25 protein-coding genes are annotated in these 26,286 nt (G+C 46.1%); 6 read left to right on the top strand and 19 right to left on the bottom strand.

Translation table 11 applies throughout. The features are described 5' to 3' along the window. Positions 1-77: 77 nt before the first annotated feature. From Q365_RS0122870 to potA, 4 genes are all read right to left on the bottom strand, one after another. Positions 78-1,121 carry an extracellular solute-binding protein gene (locus Q365_RS0122870; RefSeq protein ID WP_028025542.1) on the bottom strand — a complete coding sequence of 348 codons (1,044 nt, stop codon included), beginning with the start codon at positions 1,119-1,121 and terminating at the stop codon, positions 78-80. 129 nt (positions 1,122-1,250) lie between these two features. Continuing rightward, a complete protein-coding gene (gene potC / locus Q365_RS0122875; RefSeq protein ID WP_028025543.1) occupies positions 1,251-2,021 on the bottom strand; it encodes a spermidine/putrescine ABC transporter permease PotC in 771 nt (256 codons plus the stop codon). Next, positions 2,018-2,872 (bottom strand): spermidine/putrescine ABC transporter permease PotB, encoded by an 855-nt coding sequence (potB, locus tag Q365_RS0122880; RefSeq protein ID WP_028025544.1) that lies wholly within the window; start codon positions 2,870-2,872, stop codon positions 2,018-2,020. The genes potC and potB overlap by 4 nt, the downstream gene beginning before the upstream one ends. Then, positions 2,859-3,956, bottom strand: coding sequence for a spermidine/putrescine ABC transporter ATP-binding protein PotA (gene potA, locus Q365_RS0122885; protein WP_035025614.1), 1,098 nt, complete (start codon positions 3,954-3,956; stop codon positions 2,859-2,861). Before potA ends, potB begins: the two co-directional genes overlap by 14 nt. A 358-nt stretch (positions 3,957-4,314) precedes the next feature. On the opposite strand from potA, the gene Q365_RS0122890 reads away from it, so the two are divergent. The 3 genes from Q365_RS0122890 to Q365_RS0122900 are packed head-to-tail and all read left to right on the top strand — an operon-like array spanning position 4,315 to position 6,542. After that, the gene (locus tag Q365_RS0122890; protein ID WP_028025546.1) at positions 4,315-5,124 is read left to right on the top strand and encodes a DUF2189 domain-containing protein; all 810 of its coding nucleotides are present in this window, start codon (positions 4,315-4,317) and stop codon (positions 5,122-5,124) included. Beyond that, positions 5,125-5,901 carry a glucosaminidase domain-containing protein gene (locus Q365_RS0122895; RefSeq protein WP_028025547.1) on the top strand — a complete coding sequence of 259 codons (777 nt, stop codon included), beginning with the start codon at positions 5,125-5,127 and terminating at the stop codon, positions 5,899-5,901. Continuing rightward, positions 5,898-6,542, top strand: coding sequence for a DUF2987 domain-containing protein (locus Q365_RS0122900; protein WP_028025548.1), 645 nt, complete (start codon positions 5,898-5,900; stop codon positions 6,540-6,542). The genes Q365_RS0122895 and Q365_RS0122900 overlap by 4 nt, the downstream gene beginning before the upstream one ends. An 80-nt stretch (positions 6,543-6,622) precedes the next feature. Here Q365_RS0122900 and ttcA read toward each other — a convergent pair whose 3' ends face one another. The 11 genes from ttcA to ccoN form a co-directional block, all read right to left on the bottom strand. Further along, the gene (gene ttcA / locus Q365_RS0122905) at positions 6,623-7,555 is read right to left on the bottom strand and encodes a tRNA 2-thiocytidine(32) synthetase TtcA (RefSeq protein ID WP_028025549.1); all 933 of its coding nucleotides are present in this window, start codon (positions 7,553-7,555) and stop codon (positions 6,623-6,625) included. A gap of 183 nt (positions 7,556-7,738) precedes the next feature. Then, positions 7,739-8,689: a universal stress protein UspE gene (gene uspE, locus Q365_RS0122910; protein WP_028025550.1), complete on the bottom strand. Its 951-nt coding sequence runs from the start codon at positions 8,687-8,689 to the stop codon at positions 7,739-7,741. Between the two features lie 144 nt (positions 8,690-8,833). Beyond that, positions 8,834-9,577, bottom strand: coding sequence for an FNR family transcription factor (locus Q365_RS0122915; RefSeq protein WP_028025551.1), 744 nt, complete (start codon positions 9,575-9,577; stop codon positions 8,834-8,836). Positions 9,578-9,640: 63 nt separating this feature from the next. Further along, positions 9,641-10,315 (bottom strand): sulfite exporter TauE/SafE family protein, encoded by a 675-nt coding sequence (locus Q365_RS0122920; protein WP_028025552.1) that lies wholly within the window; start codon positions 10,313-10,315, stop codon positions 9,641-9,643. Further along, positions 10,315-10,503: a cbb3-type cytochrome oxidase assembly protein CcoS gene (gene ccoS, locus Q365_RS0122925; RefSeq protein ID WP_028025553.1), complete on the bottom strand. Its 189-nt coding sequence runs from the start codon at positions 10,501-10,503 to the stop codon at positions 10,315-10,317. The genes Q365_RS0122920 and ccoS overlap by 1 nt, the downstream gene beginning before the upstream one ends. A 2-nt stretch (positions 10,504-10,505) precedes the next feature. After that, the gene (locus Q365_RS0122930) at positions 10,506-12,899 is read right to left on the bottom strand and encodes a heavy metal translocating P-type ATPase (protein WP_028025554.1); all 2,394 of its coding nucleotides are present in this window, start codon (positions 12,897-12,899) and stop codon (positions 10,506-10,508) included. Further along, positions 12,896-13,387, bottom strand: coding sequence for a FixH family protein (locus tag Q365_RS0122935; protein ID WP_028025555.1), 492 nt, complete (start codon positions 13,385-13,387; stop codon positions 12,896-12,898). The genes Q365_RS0122930 and Q365_RS0122935 overlap by 4 nt, the downstream gene beginning before the upstream one ends. A gap of 73 nt (positions 13,388-13,460) precedes the next feature. Beyond that, positions 13,461-14,432, bottom strand: a complete 972-nt coding sequence (gene ccoP / locus Q365_RS0122940) for a cytochrome-c oxidase, cbb3-type subunit III (RefSeq protein WP_028025556.1) — start codon at positions 14,430-14,432, stop codon at positions 13,461-13,463. Beyond that, on the bottom strand, positions 14,429-14,602 hold the full coding sequence (locus Q365_RS0122945; protein ID WP_028025557.1) for a CcoQ/FixQ family Cbb3-type cytochrome c oxidase assembly chaperone: 174 nt from the start codon (positions 14,600-14,602) through the stop codon (positions 14,429-14,431). The genes ccoP and Q365_RS0122945 overlap by 4 nt, the downstream gene beginning before the upstream one ends. Before the next feature lie 9 nt (positions 14,603-14,611). Next, positions 14,612-15,223: a cytochrome-c oxidase, cbb3-type subunit II gene (ccoO, locus tag Q365_RS0122950; protein WP_028025558.1), complete on the bottom strand. Its 612-nt coding sequence runs from the start codon at positions 15,221-15,223 to the stop codon at positions 14,612-14,614. Between the two features lie 11 nt (positions 15,224-15,234). Next, positions 15,235-16,662, bottom strand: a complete 1,428-nt coding sequence (gene ccoN / locus Q365_RS0122955; protein ID WP_028025559.1) for a cytochrome-c oxidase, cbb3-type subunit I — start codon at positions 16,660-16,662, stop codon at positions 15,235-15,237. A 273-nt stretch (positions 16,663-16,935) separates the two neighbouring features. Here ccoN and Q365_RS0122960 point away from each other — a divergent pair, with 273 nt between their 5' ends. Further along, a complete protein-coding gene (locus Q365_RS0122960; RefSeq protein ID WP_028025560.1) occupies positions 16,936-17,346 on the top strand; it encodes a hypothetical protein in 411 nt (136 codons plus the stop codon). 113 nt (positions 17,347-17,459) lie between these two features. Here the strand turns inward: Q365_RS0122960 and Q365_RS0122965 are convergent, their stop codons facing one another. Then, on the bottom strand, positions 17,460-18,083 hold the full coding sequence (locus tag Q365_RS0122965) for a hypothetical protein (protein WP_028025561.1): 624 nt from the start codon (positions 18,081-18,083) through the stop codon (positions 17,460-17,462). A gap of 157 nt (positions 18,084-18,240) precedes the next feature. Here Q365_RS0122965 and Q365_RS0122970 point away from each other — a divergent pair, with 157 nt between their 5' ends. Together Q365_RS0122970 and Q365_RS0122975 are read left to right on the top strand one after the other, a co-directional pair. Further along, positions 18,241-19,434 (top strand): FIST signal transduction protein, encoded by a 1,194-nt coding sequence (locus Q365_RS0122970; RefSeq protein ID WP_028025562.1) that lies wholly within the window; start codon positions 18,241-18,243, stop codon positions 19,432-19,434. Then, entirely contained in the window at positions 19,431-21,518 is a 2,088-nt protein-coding gene (locus tag Q365_RS0122975) for a PAS domain-containing hybrid sensor histidine kinase/response regulator (protein ID WP_028025563.1), read from the top strand. Before Q365_RS0122970 ends, Q365_RS0122975 begins: the two co-directional genes overlap by 4 nt. A gap of 243 nt (positions 21,519-21,761) precedes the next feature. Here Q365_RS0122975 and Q365_RS0122985 read toward each other — a convergent pair whose 3' ends face one another. The 3 genes from Q365_RS0122985 to Q365_RS0122995 all read right to left on the bottom strand — a co-directional run bounded on the left by Q365_RS0122985 (position 21,762) and on the right by Q365_RS0122995 (position 26,238). Then, the gene (locus Q365_RS0122985) at positions 21,762-22,658 is read right to left on the bottom strand and encodes a LysR family transcriptional regulator (protein WP_028025565.1); all 897 of its coding nucleotides are present in this window, start codon (positions 22,656-22,658) and stop codon (positions 21,762-21,764) included. Between the two features lie 63 nt (positions 22,659-22,721). Further along, positions 22,722-25,334 (bottom strand): nitric oxide reductase activation protein NorD, encoded by a 2,613-nt coding sequence (locus Q365_RS26000; protein WP_081796375.1) that lies wholly within the window; start codon positions 25,332-25,334, stop codon positions 22,722-22,724. A gap of 82 nt (positions 25,335-25,416) precedes the next feature. Next, the gene (locus Q365_RS0122995) at positions 25,417-26,238 is read right to left on the bottom strand and encodes a CbbQ/NirQ/NorQ/GpvN family protein (RefSeq protein WP_028025566.1); all 822 of its coding nucleotides are present in this window, start codon (positions 26,236-26,238) and stop codon (positions 25,417-25,419) included. Positions 26,239-26,286: the final 48 nt, after the last annotated feature.

The following is a 26,286-nucleotide window of genomic DNA, read 5'->3' on the forward strand; positions in this document are numbered from 1 at the left end:
ACAATAAAAAAAGCGGCTAGTTAGCCGCTTTTTTGTGTCTGTCACGCAGTCAGCATGGCACAGTAAAACTCGAGATTTTACTGACCCGCTTTAAGCTTTTGGAAATACTCTTCGTAAAGCACGTTTGCTTCACCAACAGAACTTTGCCATTCGCCTTTCTCCATCACATCTTGTGGTGGGTAAACGCTAGGGTCATCTTTGAATGCTTTCGGAAGCAGCGGGTATGCGGCTTTTACTGGCGTTGGATAGCCAATTTCGATAGCAAGACGCGCTGCGTTTTCAGGGCGAAGTAGGAAATCAATCATCTTGTGTGCTGCTTCAACGTTTTTAGACGTTGCTGGAATGGCAAGGTTGTCCATCCAGAAAATTGCGCCTTCTTCTGGCCACACGATATCAATCGGTGCGCCTTCGCTGCGAGCAATGTAAGCAGAGCCATTCCAAAGCATACCCAGTGACACTTCACCGGCCATGTAAGGGTTAGCAGGGAAATCAGAGTTAAACACCAGAACGTTGGGCATGATGCTCTTCAGTGACTCGTATGCCTGCTTTATTTCTTCTGAGTTCGTGCTGTTAGCTGAGTAGCCTAGTCTGGTCAGTGCAATATGGAAGAACTCACGAGCGTCATCCATCATCAACAGTTGACCTTCGTACTCAGGGCTCCAAAGATCTGCCCACGAACTTACGCTGTCTTTTTCAATGTAGTCGGTGTTAACACCAATACCCGTCGCGCCCCAGATATAAGGGATAGAGTATTCGTTGTTTGGGTCAAAAGGCTTATTGAGGTTATTTGGGTCTAGACCTGCAAAATGGCTCAACTTCGACTTATCGATAGGTTGGAGCATGCCTTCATCACGCATTTTCTTGACGTAATAGGTAGAAGGGACAACCAGATCGTAGCCTTCTGGGTGCGTTTTCAGCTTGGCATACATGCTTTCATTTGACTCATAGGTTGAGTAAATGACTTTGATGCCGGTTTCTTCGGTAAATTCTTCAAGAACTTCCGTAGGGATATATTCGGACCAGTTGTAGAAATAAAGTTCGTTTTCAGCTGAGATAGCTGCATGCGAAAAGAGAGAGAAAGCTAGAGAACTTCCCAGCACAAACTTAGACCAGAGTTTCATCGACAACTCCTGTGTTTTTCGTCGGTATTGATAATTTAGAATAACGGGTAGGCTTTGCCATCCGTGACTGAATAGTGCGAAAACTAAAAAGGCGAGGGTGAGATAAACTCACCGCTCGCCTTCATGCAGCTATCGAACTTTATCGCGTGCCAGTAGTTGAGAGAAAATAACTAACACGAGAGATACAATCAGCATCAGTGTTGCAAGTGCATTCACTTCTGGCGATACGCCAACCTTGACCATTGAATAGATTTTCAACGGTAAGATTTCGTAACTTGGACCAGTAACGAATGAACTGACAATCACGTCGTCCAAAGAAAGAGTAAAGCTCAGCAGCCAACCAGCTGCAACGGCAGGTGCAGCAAGAGGAAGAATGATTTTGGTTAAAATCACCCACTCGCTAGCGGCCAAATCTTTCGCTGCTTCAAGCATGCGAAGATCGAAGCCATTTAGTCGGCTGTACACGGTAACAACAACAAACGGTAAGCAGAAAGTGATGTGAGACAACAGAAGTGTCAAAAATCCTAACTGAGCACCGATCATCACGAATAACGCCAACAATGAAATTGCCATGACGATGTCGGGTGACATCATGACGACGAACAGCATGCCGTTGACGAAATTTTTACCGCGAAAACGATAGCGATACAGTGCCACTGCAGTCAGGCTGCCGATAACCGCAGCCGCTGTCGCAGAGAACACAGCAATCGTTAAGGAGTTACCCGCAGCTTGCACCAAACTGTCGTTACTCAACAGTTGGGTGTACCACTTAGTCGTAAACCCTTTCCATTCGATACCAAACTTACTTTCGTTAAATGAGTTAACGATAAGAATGATGATCGGAATGTATAAGAATGCATAGACCAGCGACATAAAACTGGTTTTAAAGAAACGACTCATTCCAGCTCTACCTTCTTGTTGATTAGTTTGCCGACTCGCCAGTAGGCGAACAACATTAGACCCATCAATACCGTCAGAGAAATACTCGCTGCTGAACCAAATGGCCAGTCACGAACATTGAGGATCTGACTCTTGATGACGTTACCAATTAACAAGTTCTTCGCGCCACCCAACAGATCTGAGACATAGAACATGCCAAGAGCAGGGAGCAGAACCAATAGACAGCCAGCAATAATGCCAGGTGTTGTCAGCGGTAGAATCACTTTTACAAATGCTTGGAACTTACTTGCACCCAAATCTTTCGCAGCTTCTAAATAGCTGTTATCCAGCTTTTCGATGCTTGAATACAACGGCAGAATCATGAAAGGTAGAAGGATATAGACCAGACCAATCATCACTGCGTATTCGGTGTACATAATGCGAAGCGGTTTTTCAATTAAACCGAGAGTGAGCAAACCATCGTTTAACAGGCCGCGTGTACCCAAAAATATTTTAAGTCCATATGTGCGGATCAAAGAGTTCGTCCAGAAAGGAACAATCACCATGAACAACATAAAGGGACGCATTCTTTGAGGCATGCGAGCAATGATGTAAGCGAATGGGTAGCCAATCAACAAACACAATAGGGTGGCTATGGCCGCCATATAGAAAGAGTGCCACACCACTTTTGCATAAAGCGGGTCCATCAACTTGGCATAGTTGCTCAAGGTGAAGGTCATCTCAATCAGGTTTGCATCATCGCGGGTAAGGAAACTGGTGATGATAATCATCAGGTTCGGGATCATGACGAACAGCAGCAACCAACCTACAATGACGCCAATAATGGCGTTTTGGAGATTAAGCTTCTTCATCAGGTAGCACCACTTCCCAGCTTTCAACCCAGGTAATCGCCACTTTCTGATCTAATGAGTGATCAACATCTGGATCATCTTCGTTGAAGAATTCACTCACCATGACAGACATGCCAGACTCAAGTTCAAGCACTGAATCCAACGTCATGCCTTTGTAGTTACGTTCGCGAACATAACCCACAATGCCGTTACCTGATTCTGATGCACTGATTTCTTCAATACGAAGATCTTCAGGACGAAGCAATACTTTCACTTTGTCTCCAGCACTCACATCAAGTTTGCAATAAACCTGACATTCTTGGCCTTCAACAGTAGCAGTAATGCGTTCTGCATCGATTCGTGCAATCACATGTGCGTCAAACACATTGATTTCGCCAATAAAGCGAGCCACAAAAAGGTTGGCGGGTTCTTCGTAAATTTCACGCGGCGTGCCGTCTTGAACCACATCACCCGATTGCATCACGATGATACGGTCTGACATGGACAGGGCTTCTTCTTGATCGTGTGTCACGAAAATGAAGGTAATGCCTAGCTTGCGCTGAAGTTGCTTAAGCTCGTTCTGCATCTGTTTACGGAGTTTGTAATCCAGTGCGGAAAGCGATTCATCAAGCAGCAGTACTTTTGGTTTGTTCACAACAGCACGGGCGATAGCGACGCGTTGTTGTTGACCACCTGAAAGTTGATGTGGCTTGCGAGGAGCAAACTTCTCAAGCTGAACCATGCGCAGGGCTTCCATAACACGCGGTTCGATTTCACTTTCGTTGACTTTCTGCATGCGCAGACCGAAAGCGACGTTTTCGAACACAGTCATGTGTGGGAAAAGCGCGTAGCTTTGAAATACGGTATTGACGTGTCGGTGCTCTGCGGGGATTGCAGTCACGTCTTGATCGTCAATGATAATTTGGCCATCGTCTGCATCTTCAAGACCAGCAATCAAACGGAGTACTGTGGTCTTGCCACAACCGGACGGACCTAGGATTGTCAAAAACTCGCCGTTGTTTATCTCAAGATCAAATTTAGAGATGATCTCTTTACCATCGAAACTCTTACAAAGTCCCTTCAGTTGTACAACGGGTTTTTTCATTGGTTGTGTCGCGTTCAATTCTACTCTCTCTCCTTACACCACGGGCGATTAGCTAGAAAAAATTCCCCAAAAAGTAGACGGCGCATGATAGACGTGCGAACCATGAAGTTAAAGCGTTTTTTTGTATTTAGAGAGCATTTTAATGCCCATTATCTGCGAGATAACCAAGATGTGCGGAAACATCAACCAAAATGCGGTTTGTGAAGTCCATCGCGAAATCTGACAAGCAGGCGCTCAACAGTATAGCGCGTTAATTCGTTGCCTAAAAATGCATCACATTGAGACGAATTCAAAAAAAATCACCTATAACTTTATAAAGACGGAATTTTCTTAGGCTGAAGACAAAAGTTACTTTGCTATGAATAAACAACAATTGAGCAATGCACTTCACGTTGGCGGGACGCTAGAAAACGCACTGACAGGGAATTACACGCTCAGTGCGTCCAGTGTGGTCCAAGAAGCCCTCAAATTGACGCAGAAGCATTTCTGGCGGTTTTTGCCCGCCACGATACTGCTAGCGGGCGCAAACGTTGCCATTTTCTTGGTGGCGCTATCGATTATGCAAGATTCACCCAAGGTGTTGTTTGATGCGCTATTGGGTAAAGCGCCGATGAACGAGGATTTATTGGCGTCAGGGCGAATTGCAATTTTTGCCACCACAGTATTGAGCGCGCCTTTGTACGCGGGGGCGAGTTTGATGGGGTTGAGTCACGCCATAGGGTTCCGCACCAAGCCCAGACACATCATTAAAGGCATGGCTTTCGCACTTGCTGTGACAATTGCCATGGGCTTTATCTCTGCCTTGCAAAGTGTAGGTAGCCAAATTATCCCGCTGCTTGGCGTGTTTCTTGGGATTACTTTCTCAATGACGATTTTGTTGATCTGTGAAAAACGCTTACGCCCATTGGAAGCCATGATTGTTTCATTTAGAGCGATAATCAAAAAGCTGATACCATTGAGCTTGGTTTACATCGTCATTGCAATTCTGTTCGTGTTCTCTTACGCGACAGGCGGTATCGCGCTGCTGTTTGCTTTGCCTTTCATGTTTAACGTTAAAGGCGTGATCTACCGAGAAATGTTCGGTGTAGGTATTGAAGTGACCGTGTCACAAGAAGGGGATGATGATTCCCCATCAGACGGCGGTAATAAAGAGGTTTTCAACGCATAAATGAAGCTCCATTATGCTGTACTGGCTTCGGCTCTGTTTATTTCTGCGTGTAGCGACGCACCCCAAGCACCCACAACTCGAATCGACCAACTTCAACCGGCTTCTCCGCCACCAGAAATGGTGAAGAAGCCTGATTTTGCTGAATACAAAATCGTAGATGAAAAGAAGAAAGCGTTCGTCGCGTTTCTCTCGCCTGGTGTGGATTACATCAACAACTTGATTGAGAAAGCGAGAGTCCGCCTAATTCAGTTGTCTGATTCAACATCTCCTACAAAAGATGATCTGGCTTTTCTTGCGAAAGTCGCCGAGCTATTTAATCTGCCTCTCCCTGAAGCCGGGGCGGATAACGCTTGGTTCGATGAGGCGTTGAAACGTGTTGATATTATTCCGAATGATTTGGTATTGAGCCAAGCAGCGAAAGAGTCTGGGTGGGGTACGTCACGATTTGCTCGTGAGGGTAATAACTACTTCGGACAGTGGTGTTACACTTCTGGCTGCGGCATGGTGCCAAGTGCACGAAGCCAAGGTAAAACACACGAAGTTGCCGCATTTAAAGATGCCTATCAGTCTGTTCGCGCGTATTTTCTTAACGTAAACCGTAACAAAGCATATTCGTCACTCCGTGATATTCGCGCTGATCTTAGAAAACAAGGTAAGCCGATCACTGGCGTGGCACTTTCCAACGGTTTAGGTAGTTATTCGGAACGTGGACAAGCGTACGTTGATGAAGTGCAGGGCATGATTCGTTATAACGAAAAATATTGGAGCCAAGGATGATCAAGGGACTTACGGCTGCTGTTATTGCAGCTGTAATTTCGCTGCCTGTTAGCGCAGCGCAGATTGAATTTAGTTACAGCAAATTGTATAGCCAATTAAAGCATAACCTTGGTGAAAACCACCCTGATGTGAAGATTGGTTATTTTATGGTGGCTCCCGAAACCGGTGAGATTTGCACCATCACAAAAGCTTGGATGATAAAGAAGAAAAACTACGAAGAGTTTGTGATTCCTGACTCTCAAGAGTTACCGCTCCCGATTGATAATCGTCTTCGTCAGGTAAACCCTGATGTCTTCATCCAAACAGAAGGTGAGACGCTTTGTGACGTTTCTTTTCAGGTGATGGCCAAAAACACATTTGAGGCTGAGTTGTCAGAGCAAGAGCTTGGGACATTGGTCCCTCAAATGACGGCGATGATGCAAGACTTAGGCGGGATGTTCTCCTCTTGGTTTATGCCTGACGTTGAAGGTGTCTCCGTTCACTTTGATCAACCGCTGACATCTCTTTCAACCTCGGAAGGTCGAGTGATTGACGTGACGGGTAAAGTGGCTGTGGTGAAGTTGGCCGATCTTAATGACGGTGAGCGTGTGTTGTTTGAACAAGCGCCCGTTAAAGTGACGCCTTGGATTCCACAAAGCTGATCGTTACGATGCTTTAATGTCTCTGGAAACAAAGAAGCCCGCATTGCGGGCTTCTTTTTTAGAACTAACGGATAAGCTGGTTAGTTTACTTGAACGACATCTAAGGCCATTGCAGGGTCAACTTCAATTACGTCATCTTTTGATGGTGCAACGTCGCTGAACTGCTCTTTGTCGAATGCTGTATCACCACCATTAATCACACCAGAGTCTTTGGTAATGGTCTTAAAGTCGAACAGATCAAAATCGGCAAGGTGCGACGGAACAACGTTTTGCATTGCTGTGAACATCGTTTCGATTCGGCCAGGGAAGCGTTTATCCCAATCACGAAGCATTTCTTTGATCACTTGACGCTGCATGTTTGGTTGAGAACCACACAGGTTGCAAGGAATGATAGGGAACTCTGCTGCGCTCGCATAGCGTTCAATATCTTTCTCACGACAATAAGCTAACGGGCGAATAACCACATGCTCGCCATTGTCTGACACCAACTTAGGTGGCATACCTTTCAATTTACCGCCATAGAACATGTTCAAGAACAGCGTCTCGAGAATGTCATCACGATGGTGACCCAATGCAATCTTCGTAGCGCCTAGCTCTTTTGCTGTGCGGTAAAGAATACCGCGACGAAGGCGAGAACAAAGTGAACATGTTGTTTTGCCTTCTGGCACTTTGTCTTTGACGATTGCGTAGGTGTCTTCTTCCACAATTTTGTACTGAACACCTAGGTTATCAAGATACTCTGGCAACACATGCTCAGGAAAACCCGGTTGTTTCTGGTCTAGGTTAACGGCGATCAGCTCAAATGAGACTGGCGCGCTTTTCTGCAAGTTTTGCAGAATTTCAAGCATGGTGTAGCTGTCTTTGCCACCACTCAAGCAAACCATGATGCGGTCGCCATCTTCAATCATGTTGAAGTCAGCAATGGCTTGACCGACATTGCGACGAAGACGTTTGTGCAATTTGTTCAGGTTGTACTTTTGTGATTTTGTGAGTTCTTGATTCGACATGGTAATACTGTGTGCCTCTGAAATATCTCTACGCTAGCAAGCATACAATACATTGAAGAGATAGCAGGTTGCTTATCTCGACAGGGCTTGAAGCGAGGGTTTGGCGCGTATGATACGGATTTCGTGACAGGATGCTAGTGTGACAAGAAGAAAAGCGCCCGAAGGCGCTTATATGTAGGAGTTAGATATCTACGCCTCAGATAAATTTGGCGCGAGTGGGCTGACGTAGCCATCTGGCTTGATGGCTAACACGTCACAATTCAACTGGTCGATAGTGTGCTCAGCGGTATTACCAATGAAAATCGCCGACAGACCAACGCGGCCCGTTGTTCCGAGTATCACTAGTTCTGCGTCGAGTTGTTTAGCGACCGCAGGAATGACATCTTCAGGTAAACCCTCTTGGCAATATGTTTGCTGTTCATCAATCCCATGCTTTTGCCTCAACGCTTTCATTTCAAGCAAATGATGTCCTCGAACAGCATCAGTGTAGGACGCAGGGTCGAACTCAGGTAACTCGATCGTGACGTTAACAGGTGTGGCAGGGTAAGCATTGACGAGATTAACTTCTGCATGGAGCAATTTGCTCATTGCATTTGATTCTTCAATGAGCTTGTCATTGAGGGGGATATGCGTTTCGTTTTCAGAAGACACATTAACCGCGGTGAGTATTTTGCCGTTTTCTGGCCAACCGTGTTCTTTAACCAATAAAACAGGGCAGGGGCATTTGCGAAGTAAGTGCCAGTCTGTCGGTGTGAAGATCACAGAGCCTAATTTATCGTGCTCGTGAGTGGCCTTAACTAATAGGTCATGATGAGAGTCAAACACTCGGGCAATCATGCTTTCATAAGGGCGATTGTGCCAAACAACATGGGGGGTGACTTCGATGCCTTGTGTCTCGTGGTTAGTGACTAATGAGGCAACCCATTCTTCACGCTGACGAAGTACACCGGAGCGCATTGCCTGACGCTCTTCTGCAGATAGCATCGAGGTCATTTCATAAGAAAAATCGTAGATAGCGAGGAAAAGAGTAAGCTTAACATCTGCCGAGGATTTTCTGGCGATATCAAGTGCTCGCGAGAGTGCGGGCTGTTCTTCGTGGTCGGGGTCGATGGCCACGAGCAAGTTGGTATATCTGTTCATAACAAACCTCCAGCTTGGTAATGCCGATACTTTACTGTAACGCAATCTTAGCGGATGGTGGAATAAATTCAGATATATAAACGTAAAAAAAGAGAAATGGCGCGTAAAGCGCCATTCGGAAAATTGTCAATTTGTGAGAACGAATTACTTACTAATTCCAGCAAGTCGGCCCAGTTCATCTTGGTCCAGGATCGTAATGTATTTGCCTTTGACACTTAACATTTCACTCTTCTGGAAACGTCCAAGCAAGCGGCTGATCGTTTCAACAGTCAGGCCAAGGTAATTGCCAATGTCACCACGAGTCATGGTAAGACGAAACTCTTTAGCAGAGAAACCACGTTGAGAGAATCGAGTAGAGAGGGTATGCAAAAATGCTGCTAAACGTTCTTCAGCATTTTTCTTAGATAGTAGAAGAATCATTTCTTGATCCCCCTTAATTTCACTACTCATTAGGCGCATGATTTGTTGACGAAGTTTCGGCATTTTTCCTGAAAGATCATCGAGTATCTCAAAAGGAATTTCACAAACCATTGATGTTTCGAGTGCTTGGGCAAAGCTAGGGTGAGACATATGATTGATAGCGTCGAAGCCTACGAGATCACCCGCTAGGTGGAATGCAGTGATTTGCTCATCGCCTTGCTCTGTAATGGTATAGCTTTTAATTGTGCCAGAGCGAATGGCATACAATGAACGAAGCGGGTCACCAGCTTGAAACAAAGGCTGGCCTTTTTGAATTGGCTTCTTCCGTTCAATAATTTGGTCAAGCTGATTAAGCTCACTTTCACTCAAAGTAAAAGGGATACAGAGCTGACTGATACTGCAGTCCTGACAATGGATTGCGCATCCGCCGGATTGAACTCGTTTAGTGATGATCTTGTCTTGAATCATGAGCCTGCTTTGCCAATTTGATTTGAGTCAATATTTTACCACTTCTACGTGATAAATCGAGCCTTAGTACAACTGATTGTATACAGAATAAGCGGTAACAATTCCGTACATTAGCAGTATCACTGATGAGAAACGCCTAAAAATCAAATTGTTAAGCGCCTTTTTGGCCGCTTCAGCAAAAGAACCAATAAGTAACATTGCAGGGAGTGTCCCTAGGCCAAATGCGAGCATTATCAATAATCCATGAAACGCATTACCTGACACTGCAGCCCAACTTAATGCTGAATAGACCAAGCCGCAGGGTAACCACCCCCAGATCATGCCAAAGGGAAGCGCAGATAATGGGCTCTTCAACGGAAGGAATTTAGACGAAAGTGGGGATATATGTCGCCAGAGCACTTTACCAATCCTCTCTACATAAGACAGTCCATTCCAGAACTGTCCTATATAAAGCGCCAGCAAAATCATCATGATAGCAGCGGCCAGTCGTAACCAAATCAACCCTTGGGACATTTGACTGATGCCGACAACACCTGAAACCAAGCCGCCACCGATTGCTCCTATGACGGCATAAGACAGCAGTCTTCCGCCATTGTAGAAAAGTAAAAAGGGGATTTTGTTTTTCTCAGCAGGTGTACCAAAGGAAACGGCAGCGGCGACGCCACCGCACATTCCTAAACAATGGCCAGCCCCTAAGAGGCCGACCATAAATGCCGCAATAAAATCAGTGTACGGCATTACTGTTCTTCCGGCTTATCTGTCTGTTGTTTTCTGCTTACTGGTTCTTTGTCATCATCAAGAAGAATATTCATTCCTTGACGTTCCAGATCTTCAAACTGTTCGGTTTTAACCGCCCATATGAAAATGCCGACTGCAACACAGACAAGTAAGATGGCAATGGGTATGAGGATATACAGACTTTCCATAACTACTTATCCTTGAGACGCTCAATGAGGTCTTTCTTAAAGAGACGCAACGAATTCGTGACGACGATAACGGAGCTACCAGACATGCCTGCAACAGCAATGTATGGAGCGACAAACCCCATCACGGCAAGCGGCAGAATAATGAGGTTATAGCCTAAAGCCCATGCAAGATTCTGGCGAATGATTTTTTGCGTGAACCCCGCTAAGTGACGCGCATCAAGCAGCTTTGTCAGATCGTCGCCGAGCAAAACCATATCCGCAGAAGCTTTTGCGACATCAGTGCCTCCACCCATAGCAACAGACAGATGGGCACCTGCCAGAACAGGGGCATCATTGACGCCATCACCGATCATCATTGTTATTTGGTCTTTAGACAAAGCGTTAAGGTAATCAAGCTTGCCCTGAGGAGATACGCCAGACACCAATTCATCAATACCCAGCTGTTTTGCCACTGATTCTGCTGTTTTTGAATTATCGCCCGTCAACATAGTGACCGCGATACCCGCTTCATGGAACTTGTCGATCAGCGTTTTACTGCTTTGGCGGATTGGGTCAACTAATTGGAACGAGGCGATTTTCTGGCCTTCGCATGAAAGCCATATTTGATGATCGACCGTCGCGGCTTCATTTGGGTTTGTGAGTGCAAATTCAGGCTTTCCTATTCGCCATTCTTTATCAAGATATTTGCCCTTTAACCCTTCACCAATAACATTTTCAACCTGTGTCACGCCATCAGTCACGGTAACGCCATGGAATGCCTCAGCGATAGGGTGGTTCGCGTACGATTCTAACGCCGCAGCGATACCAAGCGCTTCTTGTGACGATAGATTGGCGTATGTTGCGTTATCAGACAGTGTGACATTGCCTTCTGTCAGCGTGCCCGTCTTATCAATAATGACGCGGTTAATCTTGGTGAGCGTTTCAAAAACGTGTCCACGGCGCAGCAAAATGCCCAGTCTTCCGAATGTTGACGTCGAGCAGGTCAGTGCCGTCGGGGTTGCAAGGGACAATGCACATGGGCACGTAGCAACGAGAACCGACAACATGATCCAAAAAGCATCATCAGGACGATGGCTTTGCCAATACCACCACGTCAATGCGGAAATCACCAATATTGCTGCGACAAAGTAACGCGCCACGATATCTGCAATTTGTGCCACACGCGGCTTGGCGAGCTGGGCTTCATCTTGTAATTGAACGATATGGGCAATCAAAGAGTCTTTCTTCTCAGCCGTCACTTTCACATTCACGTTACCATCAATGTTGAGCGTACCAGCGTAAACCAAATGACCAGACTCGCGCGCCTCCGGCATCGACTCTCCCGTAAGCATGGATTCATCGACGGTGGTGACACCTTCAGTAATGACGCCATCAGCAGGGAAGGGTTCTCCAGGAAGCACACGAACAATGTGACCGACGGTTAGCGATTTGGCTGGTATCTGTTCGCCCGAATCAAGCGTTGCCAAACGCGGGATCAGCTTGAGTAGATTTGCACTCGCAGCCGCTGCGGTACGACGCGCTCGCATTTCGAGGAAGCGACCGACAAGCAAAAAGAAGGTAAACATCGCGATAGATTCGAAGAATACCTCGCCGACGCCGGTGACGGTGGCATATAAGCTCGCGAAATAAGCAAACAACAAGGCGATAGAGACTGGAACATCCATGCCGAGGGTTCTGGCTTTTAAATTGCGCCACGCATTGATGTAGAACGGCATGGCAGAATACAACAGAACCGGAGTTGCAAAAATCAAACTAACCCAACGAAAGTAATTACGAAAAGACTCATCCATATCACCAAAAACTTCGAAATACATGGCAATCGCCAGCATCATGACCTGCATGGTGGCAAGGCCAGCAACACCCAGCTTGTAGAGGTATTGTTTCATCGTACGGTGATATTGCGCTTCTTGATTGTCAGCTTCAAAAGGCGCGGCTTTGTATCCAAGGCCGTGGATTTTACTCAGCAATGTGCTGAGTTTGACTTGAGTTGGGTCCCAGCGCAGTGTGGCTCGGTTTGTGGTTGTATTCACTTGAATACGAGAAACGCCGTCTTGGGCGCTGATTTGTTTTTCGATTAGCCAAGCACAAGCGGCACAGGAAACGCCGTCTACAGAAAGAATGACTTCGTCGATACCATTTTCATGGCGCACAAATTCTTGTTGAACGTCTTCGTTGTCGTAAAGGCTGAGAGACTGCAGTTCTTCGGGGACGAGGTTGGCTTTTTCAGCCGGTGCGGTGCGATATTCGTAATATGACGTTAAGCCGTTGGCGACGATGGTTGTTGCAACGGCCTCACATCCAGGGCAACACATTGTACGGTTTACGCCCTGAATTTCGACTTGGTAGGAGTCACCAGTTAATACTGGCTCTCCGCAGTGATAACAATCTTGCGTCATTCCTTGATCTGACCATACAACTTAACAGGTTCGGATGATGGAAGGGTAGCGCGACCATTGAGCGCCCAAGTACCATCAAACGCATTAAGTTCGATATACCAAGGCCCTTCCAGTGGCTCGGAAAGCGCGATACGGTAACGACCATTCTGATCAGCATTGACCATCTGCTCAACATCTTTGTTGGCAAGCGTACGATGTTGGAAGGTAATTTTGAGAGTTGGGAATTGCTCTAGCTCACCCTTATCAAGCGTGAAAACAGCTGAGTCATCTTGTGTGGTTAAGAATGCTGATAAAGACAAAGCATCAGCCTGACGAAGACGAGAAAGGTCTTGGTTAATCCCTTTGCCTTCTTTGTAATAGTCTTCTGCGACGAGAGAAACCTGATTTTTACTAAATAGCGTGACGGTGAATAAGCTCGCAATGACGACGCTGGCGGGTAATGCAATCAGGAACCAAGGCCAGAACTGCTTATACCATGGTTTGTTCATATCGCTTTCCTGTATTTACTATCTTCTTGGGTAAAAAAGCCCCTGAAAGCAGGGGCTTAACAACAACGATTTTTTATTGGTTTTGAGTATTGCTTAGCTGCCAAACATACGCAGAAAGAAGCTGGATCTTATCTTCGTCCAGGATATCTTTCCAAGCAGGCATCACGCCTTGACGGCCATAACGAACAGTGTCTTCAACGGCTTTACGAGAGCCACCAAATAGCCATACGTTATCTGTCAGGTCAGGCGCACCGAAGGCTGGGTTACCCTTACCATCAGTACCATGACATGCAGCACAAACAACAAAGCGAGCTTTACCTTTCGCCGCTTCTTCAGCGTTAACTTTACGGCCAGAAAGGCTTAGAGCATATGCTGATACTTCGCTAACACCATCTTCACCAAACGCATCTAACCAAGCAGGCATGTTACCGACACGGCCGTGCAACAAGGTTGCCTTGATGGCTTCAGGCTCACCGCCATACAACCATGCTTTATCGGTAAGGTTAGGGAAGCCCGATTGACCGCGCGCATCAGAGCCGTGGCATTGAGCACAGTTCTGAATAAACAGACGCTGACCGACTTTTACCGCTTCAGGGTTTTTGGCGATTTCAGTAATTTCAAGAAGTTCATCGCTACCAGGCTTGTAAGCAAGTTTGCGGAACGTTTCACCGAAAATTTCATTTGCAGCTGACAGTTCGCGAGCGTATTGGTCAATACCCTCACTGTTAGCCATTCGCTCACGAGACTCATCGATGTTTTTTACTTGTTGCGCTGAACTTTGCCAGTTAAACAACCCTTGGAAGTTTCCTAGACCTGGATAAAGCGCCAAGTAAACTGCACCGAAGACGATGGTTGCCCAAAACATGTAGGACCACCATTTCGGTAGAGGGTTGTTTAGTTCACGAATACCATCGTACTCGTGGCCCATATCCTCACCGTCAGCAACACCTTTAAGGTCTTTGCCACACCAAATAATCAGTGCAGCACAACCTACAAGCGTAGCAACGACAATGACAGTGATGAATAGACTCCAAAATGTCGTCATTTGTTATCTTCTCCTGTCTTTTTTGTACCTTTATCCTCATCCGCAAAGACAAGGTTCGCAGCGTCTTCAAATTCCGTTTTACGACGGCTGCTGTAGGCCCAAAGCACTATCCCAATGAAGCTCACAAAAATTACGAGTGTCCAGATACTATGGAACGAAACAATTTCCATAACGATTCCTTACTTCATTGCGTGGCCGAGAGACTGAAGGTAAGCAATCAGTGCTTCCATTTCAGTTTTTCCTTGAACGTCAGCTTTCGCGTTCGCGACTTGCTCATCGGTGTATGGCACACCAAACATATCTCGGAAAACCGTCAGTTTCTTCTCAGTCGTGTCACCTGACAATACAGTCTCAGCTAACCAAGGGAAGCCAGGCATGTTTGATTCAGGTACAACAGCGCGAGGGTCAATCAAGTGAACGCGGTGCCATTCATCAGAATAACGACCACCAACACGAGCAAGATCAGGACCTGTACGCTTAGAACCCCATAGGAAAGGGTGCTCCCAAACACTTTCACCGGCGACAGAATAGTGACCGTATCGCTCGGTTTCAGCACGGAATGGACGAATCATCTGGCTGTGACAAACGTTACAACCTTCGCGGATGTAAATGTCTCGGCCTTCCATTTCAAGTGCAGTGTATGGGCGCAGGTTATCGACTGGCTCAGTGGTTTGCTTTTGGTAAAGCAATGGCGTGATTTCTACCAGTGCCCCCAAGCTGATGGCAATAACAATCAAGATTGCTAATAAACCAACGTTCTTCTCTACAATTTCGTGACGACTAGTACTCATCGTTGGTCTCCTTATGCTGGTTGCTCAACGGCTTTCAGGCTAGCTTTAGGCGCTGAGATGGTTTTGTACGTGTTGTACGCCATCAAGAACATGCCCGAGAGGAAGATAGCTCCACCAACGAAACGAACGAAGTAGAACGGGTACGACGCTTCCAGTGATTCTACAAAGCTGTAGGTTAGGGTGCCGTCAGTGTTAACTGCACGCCACATCAAACCTTGCATTACGCCTGAGATCCACATCGCGACGATGTAAAGAACAGTACCGACTGTTGCTAACCAGAAGTGAACGTTGATCAGGTTAAGCGAGTACATACGCTCTTGGTTAAACAGTTTAGGAATCAAGTGGTATACCGCACCGATTGATACCATCGCTACCCAGCCCAATGCGCCAGAGTGAACGTGACCAATTGTCCAGTCGGTATAATGCGACAGGGCGTTAACCGTCTTGATTGCCATCATCGGGCCTTCAAACGTAGACATGCCGTAGAACGACAGAGATACGATAAGGAAACGAAGGATTGGGTCATAACGCAGTTTATGCCAAGCACCAGAAAGGGTCATGATACCGTTAATCATGCCGCCCCAAGATGGAGCAAACAGGATGATAGACATCACCATGCCTAACGACTGAGTCCAGTCTGGAAGTGCAGTGTAGTGAAGGTGGTGAGGACCCGCCCAGATATACAGAGAAACAAGCGCCCAGAAGTGAACGATGGATAGACGATAAGAGTAAACTGGACGACCAGCTTGCTTCGGTACGAAGTAGTACATCATACCTAGGAAGCCTGCAGTCAAAAGGAAGCCTACAGCGTTGTGTCCATACCACCACTGGATCATGGCGTCTATTGCCCCGGCGTATATCGAATACGATTTCATGCCAGAGACAGGAATTGCCATGCTGTTAACGATGTGCAAAACGGCGACGGTGATAATAAAGGCACCAAAGAACCAGTTTGCGACATAAATATGGGACGTTTTGCGCTTAATCATGGTTCCAAAGAAAACCACGGCGTATGAAACCCAAACGACCGCAATAGCGATATCGATTGGCCATTCCAACTCAGCATATTCTTTACCACTGGTGTAACCCATCGGTAAGGTAATTGCTGCTGAAAGAATAATTGCTTGCCATCCCCAGAAAGTAAATTCAGCCAGCTTTCCTCCGAACAGTTTCACCTGACATGTGCGCTGAACAACGTAATAAGACGTTGCGAAAAGGGCACTTGTGCCGAATGCGAAAATTACTGCATTGGTATGCAGAGGGCGCAGACGGCTATAGGTCAGGTATGGAACATCGAAGTTAAGCGCAGGCCATACCAACTGAGCGGCTATAAGAACACCAATACCCATGCCCACAATACCCCACAAAATTGTAACGAGGGTAAATTGACGGACAACGCGGTAATTGTATTCGAGTTCAAGCTGCTTATCTTGGCTCATATTGCATGCTTCCACTTTTTAATTACTACACTCACGTATATACAAAGTGACTTAATGTCACAATGCCACCCAGGAGCAATGCAATGCGAATAGTGCTTGATTTATACCCACTTGATGCATTCCATTGCTATTTTATTGTAAAAGTGGCATTTTCGGTGTTGATAATACTTCACTTATTCAGTTAAAAACAGGTCTCTAACCACACTCGGTTTACCCTTAGGTAACATTTCTACTAAAACTTTGAGCTCTGTAACACGGGAAAAGCTAAGTCATATGGCTGCAGAAAAATTAACCACAGGTCGTTTAATACAAATATTAGTCGTTATGGCTGTACTTATTGCAGCATTTACGTGGCGTACTTTTGACTATTCTGACCCGACAAACGTGTTCCAATGCGAGATCGTAGAAGGTTATTGCCAAGTCATCACCAACGGTGGAAATGTAGGCATTGAGCTTAAAAAACAATCAGATACAACGCCTTTGTTTATCGTTAATTCCTCGATCATGCCTTCGTCTTTATATGTAAAAAGCGATGCGATAAAAACGGAGTTTGAGGTGAAAAATATCAAGGTGACAGATAACAATCGTGCTCATCTTTACGCTTTATCAGACAATGTTAAATATCGGGCAGGCGACCAAATAATTTTAATCATTGATCGAGATCAAATAGAAATTAACTTTTAACAACAAATTAATATTTGTGCGATAGGGGTTAACATTTCGGATATTGGCAATGAATATTCGACGAAGCTTATAAAATGTTACATAAAAGCAGCTGTAGGCTGCTTTTTTACTGCCTATTGACTGTCGTACTTTTTAAAATAGAAGGCTTGGCGATGAACAGATCGAGCATGTATTGATGTCAAGTAATGTATCAGGTTAGAGACATCTGTCGATAAATCCAACAGCAAAGGGCTTTCCAAGTGTTTGTCGCCAGTCTCCGTTGATATCACAACGTAATTTACGCGGAGCATACTCGGTTTTTCGTTCAGATGAGATTGGGAACACAATGCGAGGTGTATTGCCTTTAGGGACTCGGCCTGAGTGTCGTCGTTTGGCACAATGACATAAGTGAGAGGGAGTGTATGTTCTGTTTGATTCGACACCATGGATGAAAACAGCGGCTGCTCTTCAAGCGGCATACGGAGATCTTGAACCTCGGACGCAGACACCATGACGACAATGCCATCTATCGAAGATACGCAACGTTGTGTCCACTCAGCTTCAGACGCAATCATGTCGCTATTTTTAGGCAAACAATAGCGATAGCGAATACGTGGTTCTTCAGCCGCTAATCGATATCCTTCTTGTTCATCATCATCAAGATAGACAACCACATTTCCTTTTTCCGCCAATCGTTTACTTACGTGTTGTCCGAGAGGCTGCTTTGCGTTTATCACTAAATAGAGCTGGCTATCCATGGCAAGCGAATTTTTGGTCTACGATGTCGCAATTCTATCGTCTATTAATAGAGATTTCAGTGATTAAACGAAAAGAATGAACCTAAATACTGGTGTTAGCCGAAAGGAGAGCGCTATTATTGATTTAACTGTAGAAAACACGATAGAACTGAAATCCATGAGAATTGCGACATCGTCGTCTACTGATTTAAACGCTACATCTGCCGTGCAAAATATTGCCAAAGAGATACGTTCTACTATCTCTTCGCCTTCGCTCATTCTGGTTTATTACACAGAAACGCAAGATGTTGAAACCATAAGACAAGAGTTCAGAATACAATTTCCTAATGCGTATATTGTAGGATGCTCATCATGCCGCGGCACAATGACCGAAAAAGGTTATGTGGGTGGGCATAACTTAGCAGCATGGGCAGTCCAAGATGAAGCGGGCACATACGGAACAGCCCTATGTGCTTTGTCGGAAAGCTCCGATGTTGGAAAGAGTGCCAAGCATGTTTTGCAACGCGCGATTGAGAGCAGCGGCAGACCCGGAGAGCTTCCAGCACTTATTGCACTGCACGCGACGCCGGGTAATGAAGAAACCATCCTTCGTGCCATTCGCACCGAACTCGGTGTCAATATTCCTATCATTGGTGGAACGGCAGCTGACGACGGAGTCAGTGGCAATTGGTCGCTGTTTGATAGTGACAGTGTCACTGATTGTGGCATTGCTATGGCGGTATTTTTTCCTTCTGCTCGCGTCAGCTATTCTTTTCACAGTGGATACGCACCGTTGGGCGACAGCGCTGTAGCAACTAAGGTCAAAGGAAGAACCTTGTTGGAGCTGGACAATCAGCCCGCTTCTAAGGTTTACGGTCAGTGGTTTCAAAACGCGACGGGAAAACCGATAGATGAAAACGACCTATTTGCCCAATCAACCCTGTTTCCATTAGGTCGGCAAACCGGAGAGATTCACGGTATGCCTTATTACACCTTGTCACACCCTGCATCTGTGTCAGATGAAGGGGGCATCAACATGTTCTGTAATTTAGGCGAAGGCGAAACCGTACATTTCATGTCGGGAACCAAAGAGATGCTTGTATCTCGCGCGGGGCGAGTCGTCGACTCGGCCAATGAACATGAACGGTATACCTGTGACCCTATAGGTGGTATTGCTATTTATTGTGCTGGGTGCATGCTGCATGTTAGAGAATCATTGGAAGATGTGGCAGCGAACATGAACCGAGCTATGCAGACAGCCCCTTTTATTTGCCCATTCACTTTTGGTGAACAGGGGCAGTTTCTAGGGGGAGAAATTGCTCATGGCAATTTGATGATTTCTGCCGTTTTGTTCCACAAGGATGAATTATGACTGGCGCTGTCTCCGAGAAGTTACAGGAAACGTTGTTTGAGTTGAATCGCGTAGAAGAGCGTGAACACAAATTCAAAGAAGAAAATCGAGCGATCCTTTCCGCGATATCGGCCATGTCGGGAGCAAGCAACAAAATTGAAGTGTTTAACACGCTTCTTAAAGTGATCGAACGGTACGTTTCATTTGAAAATGCACTGGTATTGACGCGAAATAAAGATACCGAAGACAGTTACTCTTGCCTTGTCTCAACGTCTCATGAAGTTGAAAAGTTTCAATGGCAAGATGGCGGCACGTTCTCTCGTTGTGTGAACGGTCAAACCGTTATCTTATATGCGCCTGATCGGGTAAAGGAATTTGACTTACTCGACGCGTCGGATTTTCACTCCTGTCGTTCAGCGCTAGTCACAGGCATGACAGTCAATGCCAGCGAATCTATCCTTCTGCTGTTTTCTTCGCAAAAGGGTGGTTTTGATATCAAAGCCCAACAAGTTATTGAACGTTTTCGACCATTGATTGAACGAACAATCATCGATATCGACTATCGAGAACGCCTACAGTGTTTAGTATCGGTAAAAACCCAAGAACTTACCGCTAGCCGTCAGCGTTTTAGAGACTTTGCAAAAACCGCAGGTGATTGGTTTTGGGAAATTAATAATAATCTGCAGTTTACCTACTTATCTTCTCCATCAAACGAAGCCTTATCCACTGAGCCTCAGGCGATCATGAGCCAGTTTGATCGTCAGCCCGAAGTAAAGAATAAGTTGATGGGCCTGATCCAGCTGGAGCAGCCGTTTTCTGAAGTGGAATGGAAGGTGTTTAATCAGGGGGCAGAACAATGGATCAGCCTGTCCGGTAGGCCGTATTATGATAAGCGCGGAAATTGCCTGGGTTTCCGCGGAACCGCAAAAGACATCACCACGCGAAAGCAACGATTACACGAGTTACAAATGGCACGGAGGCAGGCTGAGTCAGCTAACGCCGCGAAATCTCAATTCCTTGCCATGATGAGCCATGAAATCCGCACGCCGCTCAATGCAGTGATGGGCTTGCTTGACGCACTACAACAGTCACCCATTAATGAAGAGCAAGAGCAATGGGTGCTCCAAATGGACAAGTCAGCGCAACTTTTGCTGACGATCATTAATGATGTTCTCGATTTGTCGCGTGTTGAATCTGATCGCTTTGCTCTCCACCCAGAAAACATGAACCCCAGAGAAAGTGTATCTGTGGTGTTTAATCAGCTCAAAGAGGTGTCATCCGGTAAAGAAATTCTATTAGAAATGGATGTTTCTGATGATGTACCGAAACTTATTTATCAAGATGGCAATCGTTTTACTCAAATCCTGTTAAATCTCGTTGGAAATGCAGTGAAGTTTTCGGATATGGGTGAAATTAAAGTATCCATGTGGACGGAAGGAAGTGAACTCAAACTTAGCGTCCAAGATTCTGGTATAGGGATTGCCCCCGAAAGAAAGAGAGATATCTTTCAGCCATTTACGCAGGCTGATGGCAGTATCACGCGCAAATACGGTGGTACCGGCCTCGGGCTTTCAATTTGCCGAAAACTCGTTTCCATGATGCAAGGCACGATCGATTTTGAAAGCCAACTCGGTGTTGGAACAACATTCTATATTTCTATTCCTCTCATTGAACCGCCGTTGCAGGAAATCGTCAAAAAAGATAACACGGATAATAGTGAAGTGAAGCCGCTCAAAGTCTTGGTTGCTGAAGACAGTAAAGCCAACCAAATGGTTGTCAGACTAATGCTAGAAAAAGCTGGGCATTCAGTTGTTCTGGCGAACAACGGTAAAGAAGCCATAGACATTTTAGATGGTGAAGAGCCTCCGTTTGATATCGTACTCATGGATATGTCCATGCCGGTACTTTGTGGTATTGAAGCGACCAAACAATTGAGAGCAAAAGGTTACTCCCAACCCATCATTGCTTTGACTGCCAATGCAATGAATGAAGACAAAGAAAAATGCCTAAAAGCAGGTATGGATGATTTCGTCACAAAGCCTGTGCGTTCAGTGGTCCTCAAACAAGCATTACAAAGACACACGGGGGGGAACGCGGCTACCTAGCTGCTTTGTTCGCCGTTTAGCTTCATGACATTTGAAGCGTGACGTTTCGCAGCGGACGTTTCGAAGAAGCTGCCTCTGAGTGGCCGTATCTTGGAGTTTGTATCTAGACGTTGTGTCTTGAGCTTGTTTATTAGAGGTCGTCTATCGCGCGTCCCCCCATAAACCAGCATCTTAAACTGTGACATTGTCACTTTTGTGTGTGCTATTTTGGGGTAATACCTGTATTGAGGCGACATCCTATCCTCATAGTTGATTGGGGGTAACACTGAACAAGAACTCCTTAAAAGCAATAGCAATAGGCGACAGCTTTTTCTCCTTTCGATGCACCAAATACCAATGCCGTATGATTGGCATGTTCTCTACATCAAGCACTTGTAGGCGTTTAGTTTCCAGCTCCAACTCAATGGTATGACTCGACACGATCCCCAAACTCAGACCTGCGGAAACGGCTTGCTTGATGGACTCACTAGCGCTCATTTCAGCTGAAACAATGAGTGACAATCCGTGATTATGAAAGAAACGCTCAATCGAAAAGCGAGTTCCTGATCCTTGCTCGCGCACCACCATGGGTTCTTTGGCAATTCTAGAGAGAGGAATATTGGCTTCGCTACACAGTGGGTGATCAATGGGGGCAATCACCACTAACGGATTCTCCATAAACACGGCAGCGTTTAACTCAAGCTCGGCAGGAGGCTTACCCATAATCGCCAAATCGCACCCATTACTTTTAATGTCTTTCAGTAGGTGCTCTCTATTCGTGACTTTAAGGCTTAATTTCACGTCTGGGTGCTGTTGGGAGAAAGAAGCGAGGAGGCGCGCGGCAAAATAGTTGGCGGTGCTGGCAACGGTGATGTTCAGTTTCCCACGCGTCAGTTCTTTCATGCCATCAAAAACATCTTCAGCATCTCGAAGCTGCTCTGAAATACGCTCGCAATAACCGAGGAGCTCTTCACCCGCTTCAGTCAGAAACAGCGACTTCCCCAACTGCTCGAAAAGGGCCAGCCCAATATTGTCTTCAAGCTGCTTAATTTGCATTGAGACGGCAGGTTGCGTGAGGTGCAACTCCTCGGCTGCTCGTGTGTAACTTGATTGCGTGGCTACCGCCTGAAAGATGTTTAGCTGCCGTAAGGTAAGATGCATACTACTTCCTTGTCTCAAACCACGTGCTTAATGACTAAGATGCAGATTACATAAAGACCAGTATCAACCCGCTCGTTTGGTCAAAGAAGCAAACAAGCTAGGAAGAACATCTGGCAGTTGAGCAACCTTATCGACAACCGTGTAGTGACCTTGACCAAAAATCTGACTGACATAATTGTCCGCGTCAGGATCGATGGTTAAGCAGTAGGGAATAACACCTTGGCTGCATAGTTCATCGACAGCACGTCTTGTATCGGCTTGAAGATATAGTGGGTCGCGAACATCAATATCTGCGGGTTGTCCGTCTCCTACCAATAACAGTAGTTTCTTTCGTTGAGGCTGTTTAGCCAAAAATGTTTTGGCATGACGCAACGCTGTTCCCATCCGTGTTGAAAGGCCGCCTTGTATGCCAGCTAAACGTGATTTGGCTTTATCATCGTATTCTTCTTCAAAATCTTTGTATCGTTGATACTGTACATCTTGTCTTCCGTTGGATGAAAAGCCATGTATAGCGAAAGCATCGCCTATGCCATCTAACGCTGACGCCAGCATCACCGTCGCTTCCTGCGCCACATCCAGAACGGTGCGACTCTCCACATCGTTAGGAATGGTATCAAGCGTGGATTGGGATAGGTCCAACAGCACCAATACGGCCAGATCTCTTTCTTGACGCTTTAGTCGTTGGTCAATGTTCATTTCTGGCAACGCGCCACGACGCAGTTCTTTCATCGCATCAATCGCGGCATCCAAATCTAGGCCATCACCGTCATATTGCTTTCTTAGGCGAGTGAGTCCTTTAGGCTGAAGCGACTCAACCAAGGTTTTTATTTTCCTGACAAGCATTTGGCGCTTAGCCAGAATGTTGTCGATGTCTGCAGAAGCACCAAGAGGAACACGCCGTTCTGTTAAGGTTACCCAGTCTGGTCGATGCGCTTGAAGTCCGTAATCCCATTCTGGATATAAGAATGGGGGCGATAGGGTGTTCTTTTCATTGGCCTGTTGTTCATTCATGCTGATGTTTTCAGGATCGCCATCGCGGAAGAACTCAGAGTGTAATGTCCAAATCTCCTGTGCATCTTCATCTGCCAATTCACAATCAATCTCATTGACCATTTCTGTTACCGATACGCTACGTCGAACTTGCTGATGTTGTTGAACTTGCCAACGAACAAGCTCGGCAGTGTTGTCACACCAAAGCACCTTATTGTCATCACGATAAGGCAGCAAGACATCACTTTCGCTCAACGATGACGTTAGGGAAATACCAAAGGCTTTTTCTAAAGATAACGCAAGCCAGCATCCCAAGTGTTCGACTTCCAAGCTGTTGTTATCACGACTGGTATGATTGACTATCTTCGAAAACCCCTCCTGTGACGCTGTCACTAAATGGCGCGTACTATCTGTCTCTATCGTTTCATTCAACCTAGATTCCATTGTCGAAGCTTCATTCGTCGTGAGTAGGGAGTACGCAATCTTTTTGAGTAGCAATAAAGGATTGTCATCGAATTGGTGATTGTCCGTTATAGGCCGTTGTTTACTATGGAGGTCATGATGAAAGCACATCCATAGGCGCTTTAATCCTGGAAACATCGAGATGGCCATCGCCTCAACACGAGCGTCTTCAAACAGCCCAATACAGATGCGTTCAAGTGGCGAGAATGTCTCACTCAGACGAGGGCTGCTGTACTTGATGTGTGCAGCACAATGCGCCGCCATCGCGCGGTAGAGACGTTTATTTGTCGCATCATCAGTTATCGGTTGAGAACTTGAATTCGTGTGTATAGACGAGCATTCAAGATCTCGCGCTTCAATGGCGTCTGGTAGGAGAATAACGCCGTCTTCAATAGTCGCTAATTGCGGCTTAAAGCTAGTAGGCTGAGCCTTCTCATGTGGCAGCTGAGTTACGCCATCGCTGTTAAACACATTGAGACGCTTAGCACGCATAAAGAAGTCCACTCCCCATACTGCACGGAGGAAGAAGTGCAAATGTCGCTGCACATTGTTGAAGAGCGTACCTTTTCGTTGTTTCTGAAACACGGTTTGGCTTTCGGTTGAGGCAAGGGAGAAGTAAGCATCAAGTGCGTCGTATTGGTGGGCATGGGCATTCGCACCAAAGAACGCCCAATACCTGAAGCCGGTTAACGGCAAAGCAAGGAGACACTGCGGTGCATTGTCCAAAAATGTTTTGAGGTTGCGCGGCGCTTTTAGAGCCAATTGATCGACAAGATTGATGTATATACGCCATTCCTCAACGGAACTTATTTGTGGCGCAACTTTATGTAATGAATCAATAAACTGAACTTGTCGCTCTGTGCTTACCCATCTACCAAGTTCCATTGTCGTGCTAAAGATTAATTCAGTGACATTGTCACTTTTATTGTCACTTTTTTGTGCGTCATCATCATTGCTTGCTATACCGTTAAACACGTAGGGAATAGTCGCTATCCACTTAATGGTTAACGCGTCATTGCGCTTATCAGACAACAATCGCTGAATTCCGTCATGGAAAGCCGCAAGGTTCTCTGGCGTGAGCAGGTGTTGGGCATCTGACAGTGCCATTTCTATCTGGGCAAGGTGCGCATCGTGAGAGCTTTCAAGGCCATTATCGATAGTACAGTCGTGTCGAAGATAGACTTGTTCGATGTCATGGATAGAAAGGGGCGTATCACTATTCATATTACCGGCTCCAAAAGTGTTTCTACCTGAACGACTCATTCGCTGCTGACTTTGGCTATTGGCAAAGTTAGCTATCTAGAAATTAGAAACATCCCAAAACCGTTGCTTCTAAAGTGTCTCGAATATCAGGGTCATCACTTAATGGACGAACTAACGCCATATGACAGGCAGAGATGGCAGGAATACCTTGTGTGATCAATTGTGCCGTATAGACAAGGAGGCGCGTGGAAATGCCTTCGTTAAGGCCATGACCAACAAGGTTTCTCGCGTGAGTGGCGATTTGAATTAGACGATGGGCAATATCTTTGTCGACGCCTGTTTCGTGGCACACGATGAGTATTTCAGTCTCCTCATCGGGATAGGTAAACTCTAATGCCGCGAACCGCTGTTTAGTCGACATCTTCAAATCCTTCATCAGCGTTTGATAGCCAGGGTTATAGGAAATCACCAATTGAAAATCAGGATGGGCGGCAAGCAGTTCACCTTTCTTCTCTAATGAGAGAGAGCGACGGTAATCCGTCAAAGAGTGGATAGCTACCGTCGTATCTTGCCTCGCTTCAACCACTTCATCGAGATAACAAATCGCGCCGATACGCGCTGCGAGCGTCAATGGACCGTCCTGCCAGTAGGTGCCATTCGCATCTAGCAAGTAGCGGCCGATCAAATCCGACGCTGTCATGTCTTCATGGCACGAAATAGTAATCAGCGGCCGTTCGAGACGCCATGCCATGTGTTCAATGAATCGAGTCTTACCGCAGCCAGTCGGGCCTTTTAGCATCATAGGAATACGCGATTGGTAGGCAGCTTGGTATAGCGTAATCTCGTCGCCGGATGCTTGGTAATACGGCTCTTTATCGATCAGATATTGTTGATGGGAAGGCAACGCTTCTATTGTTTGAGTCATTGCTGGCCTCCTGTTCGCAAAGCTTGTTTCCAAATGCCGTTCGCAGGT

This window comes from Enterovibrio calviensis DSM 14347, assembly GCF_000621165.1.
Taxonomy (GTDB): Bacteria; Pseudomonadota; Gammaproteobacteria; order Enterobacterales; family Vibrionaceae; genus Enterovibrio; species Enterovibrio calviensis.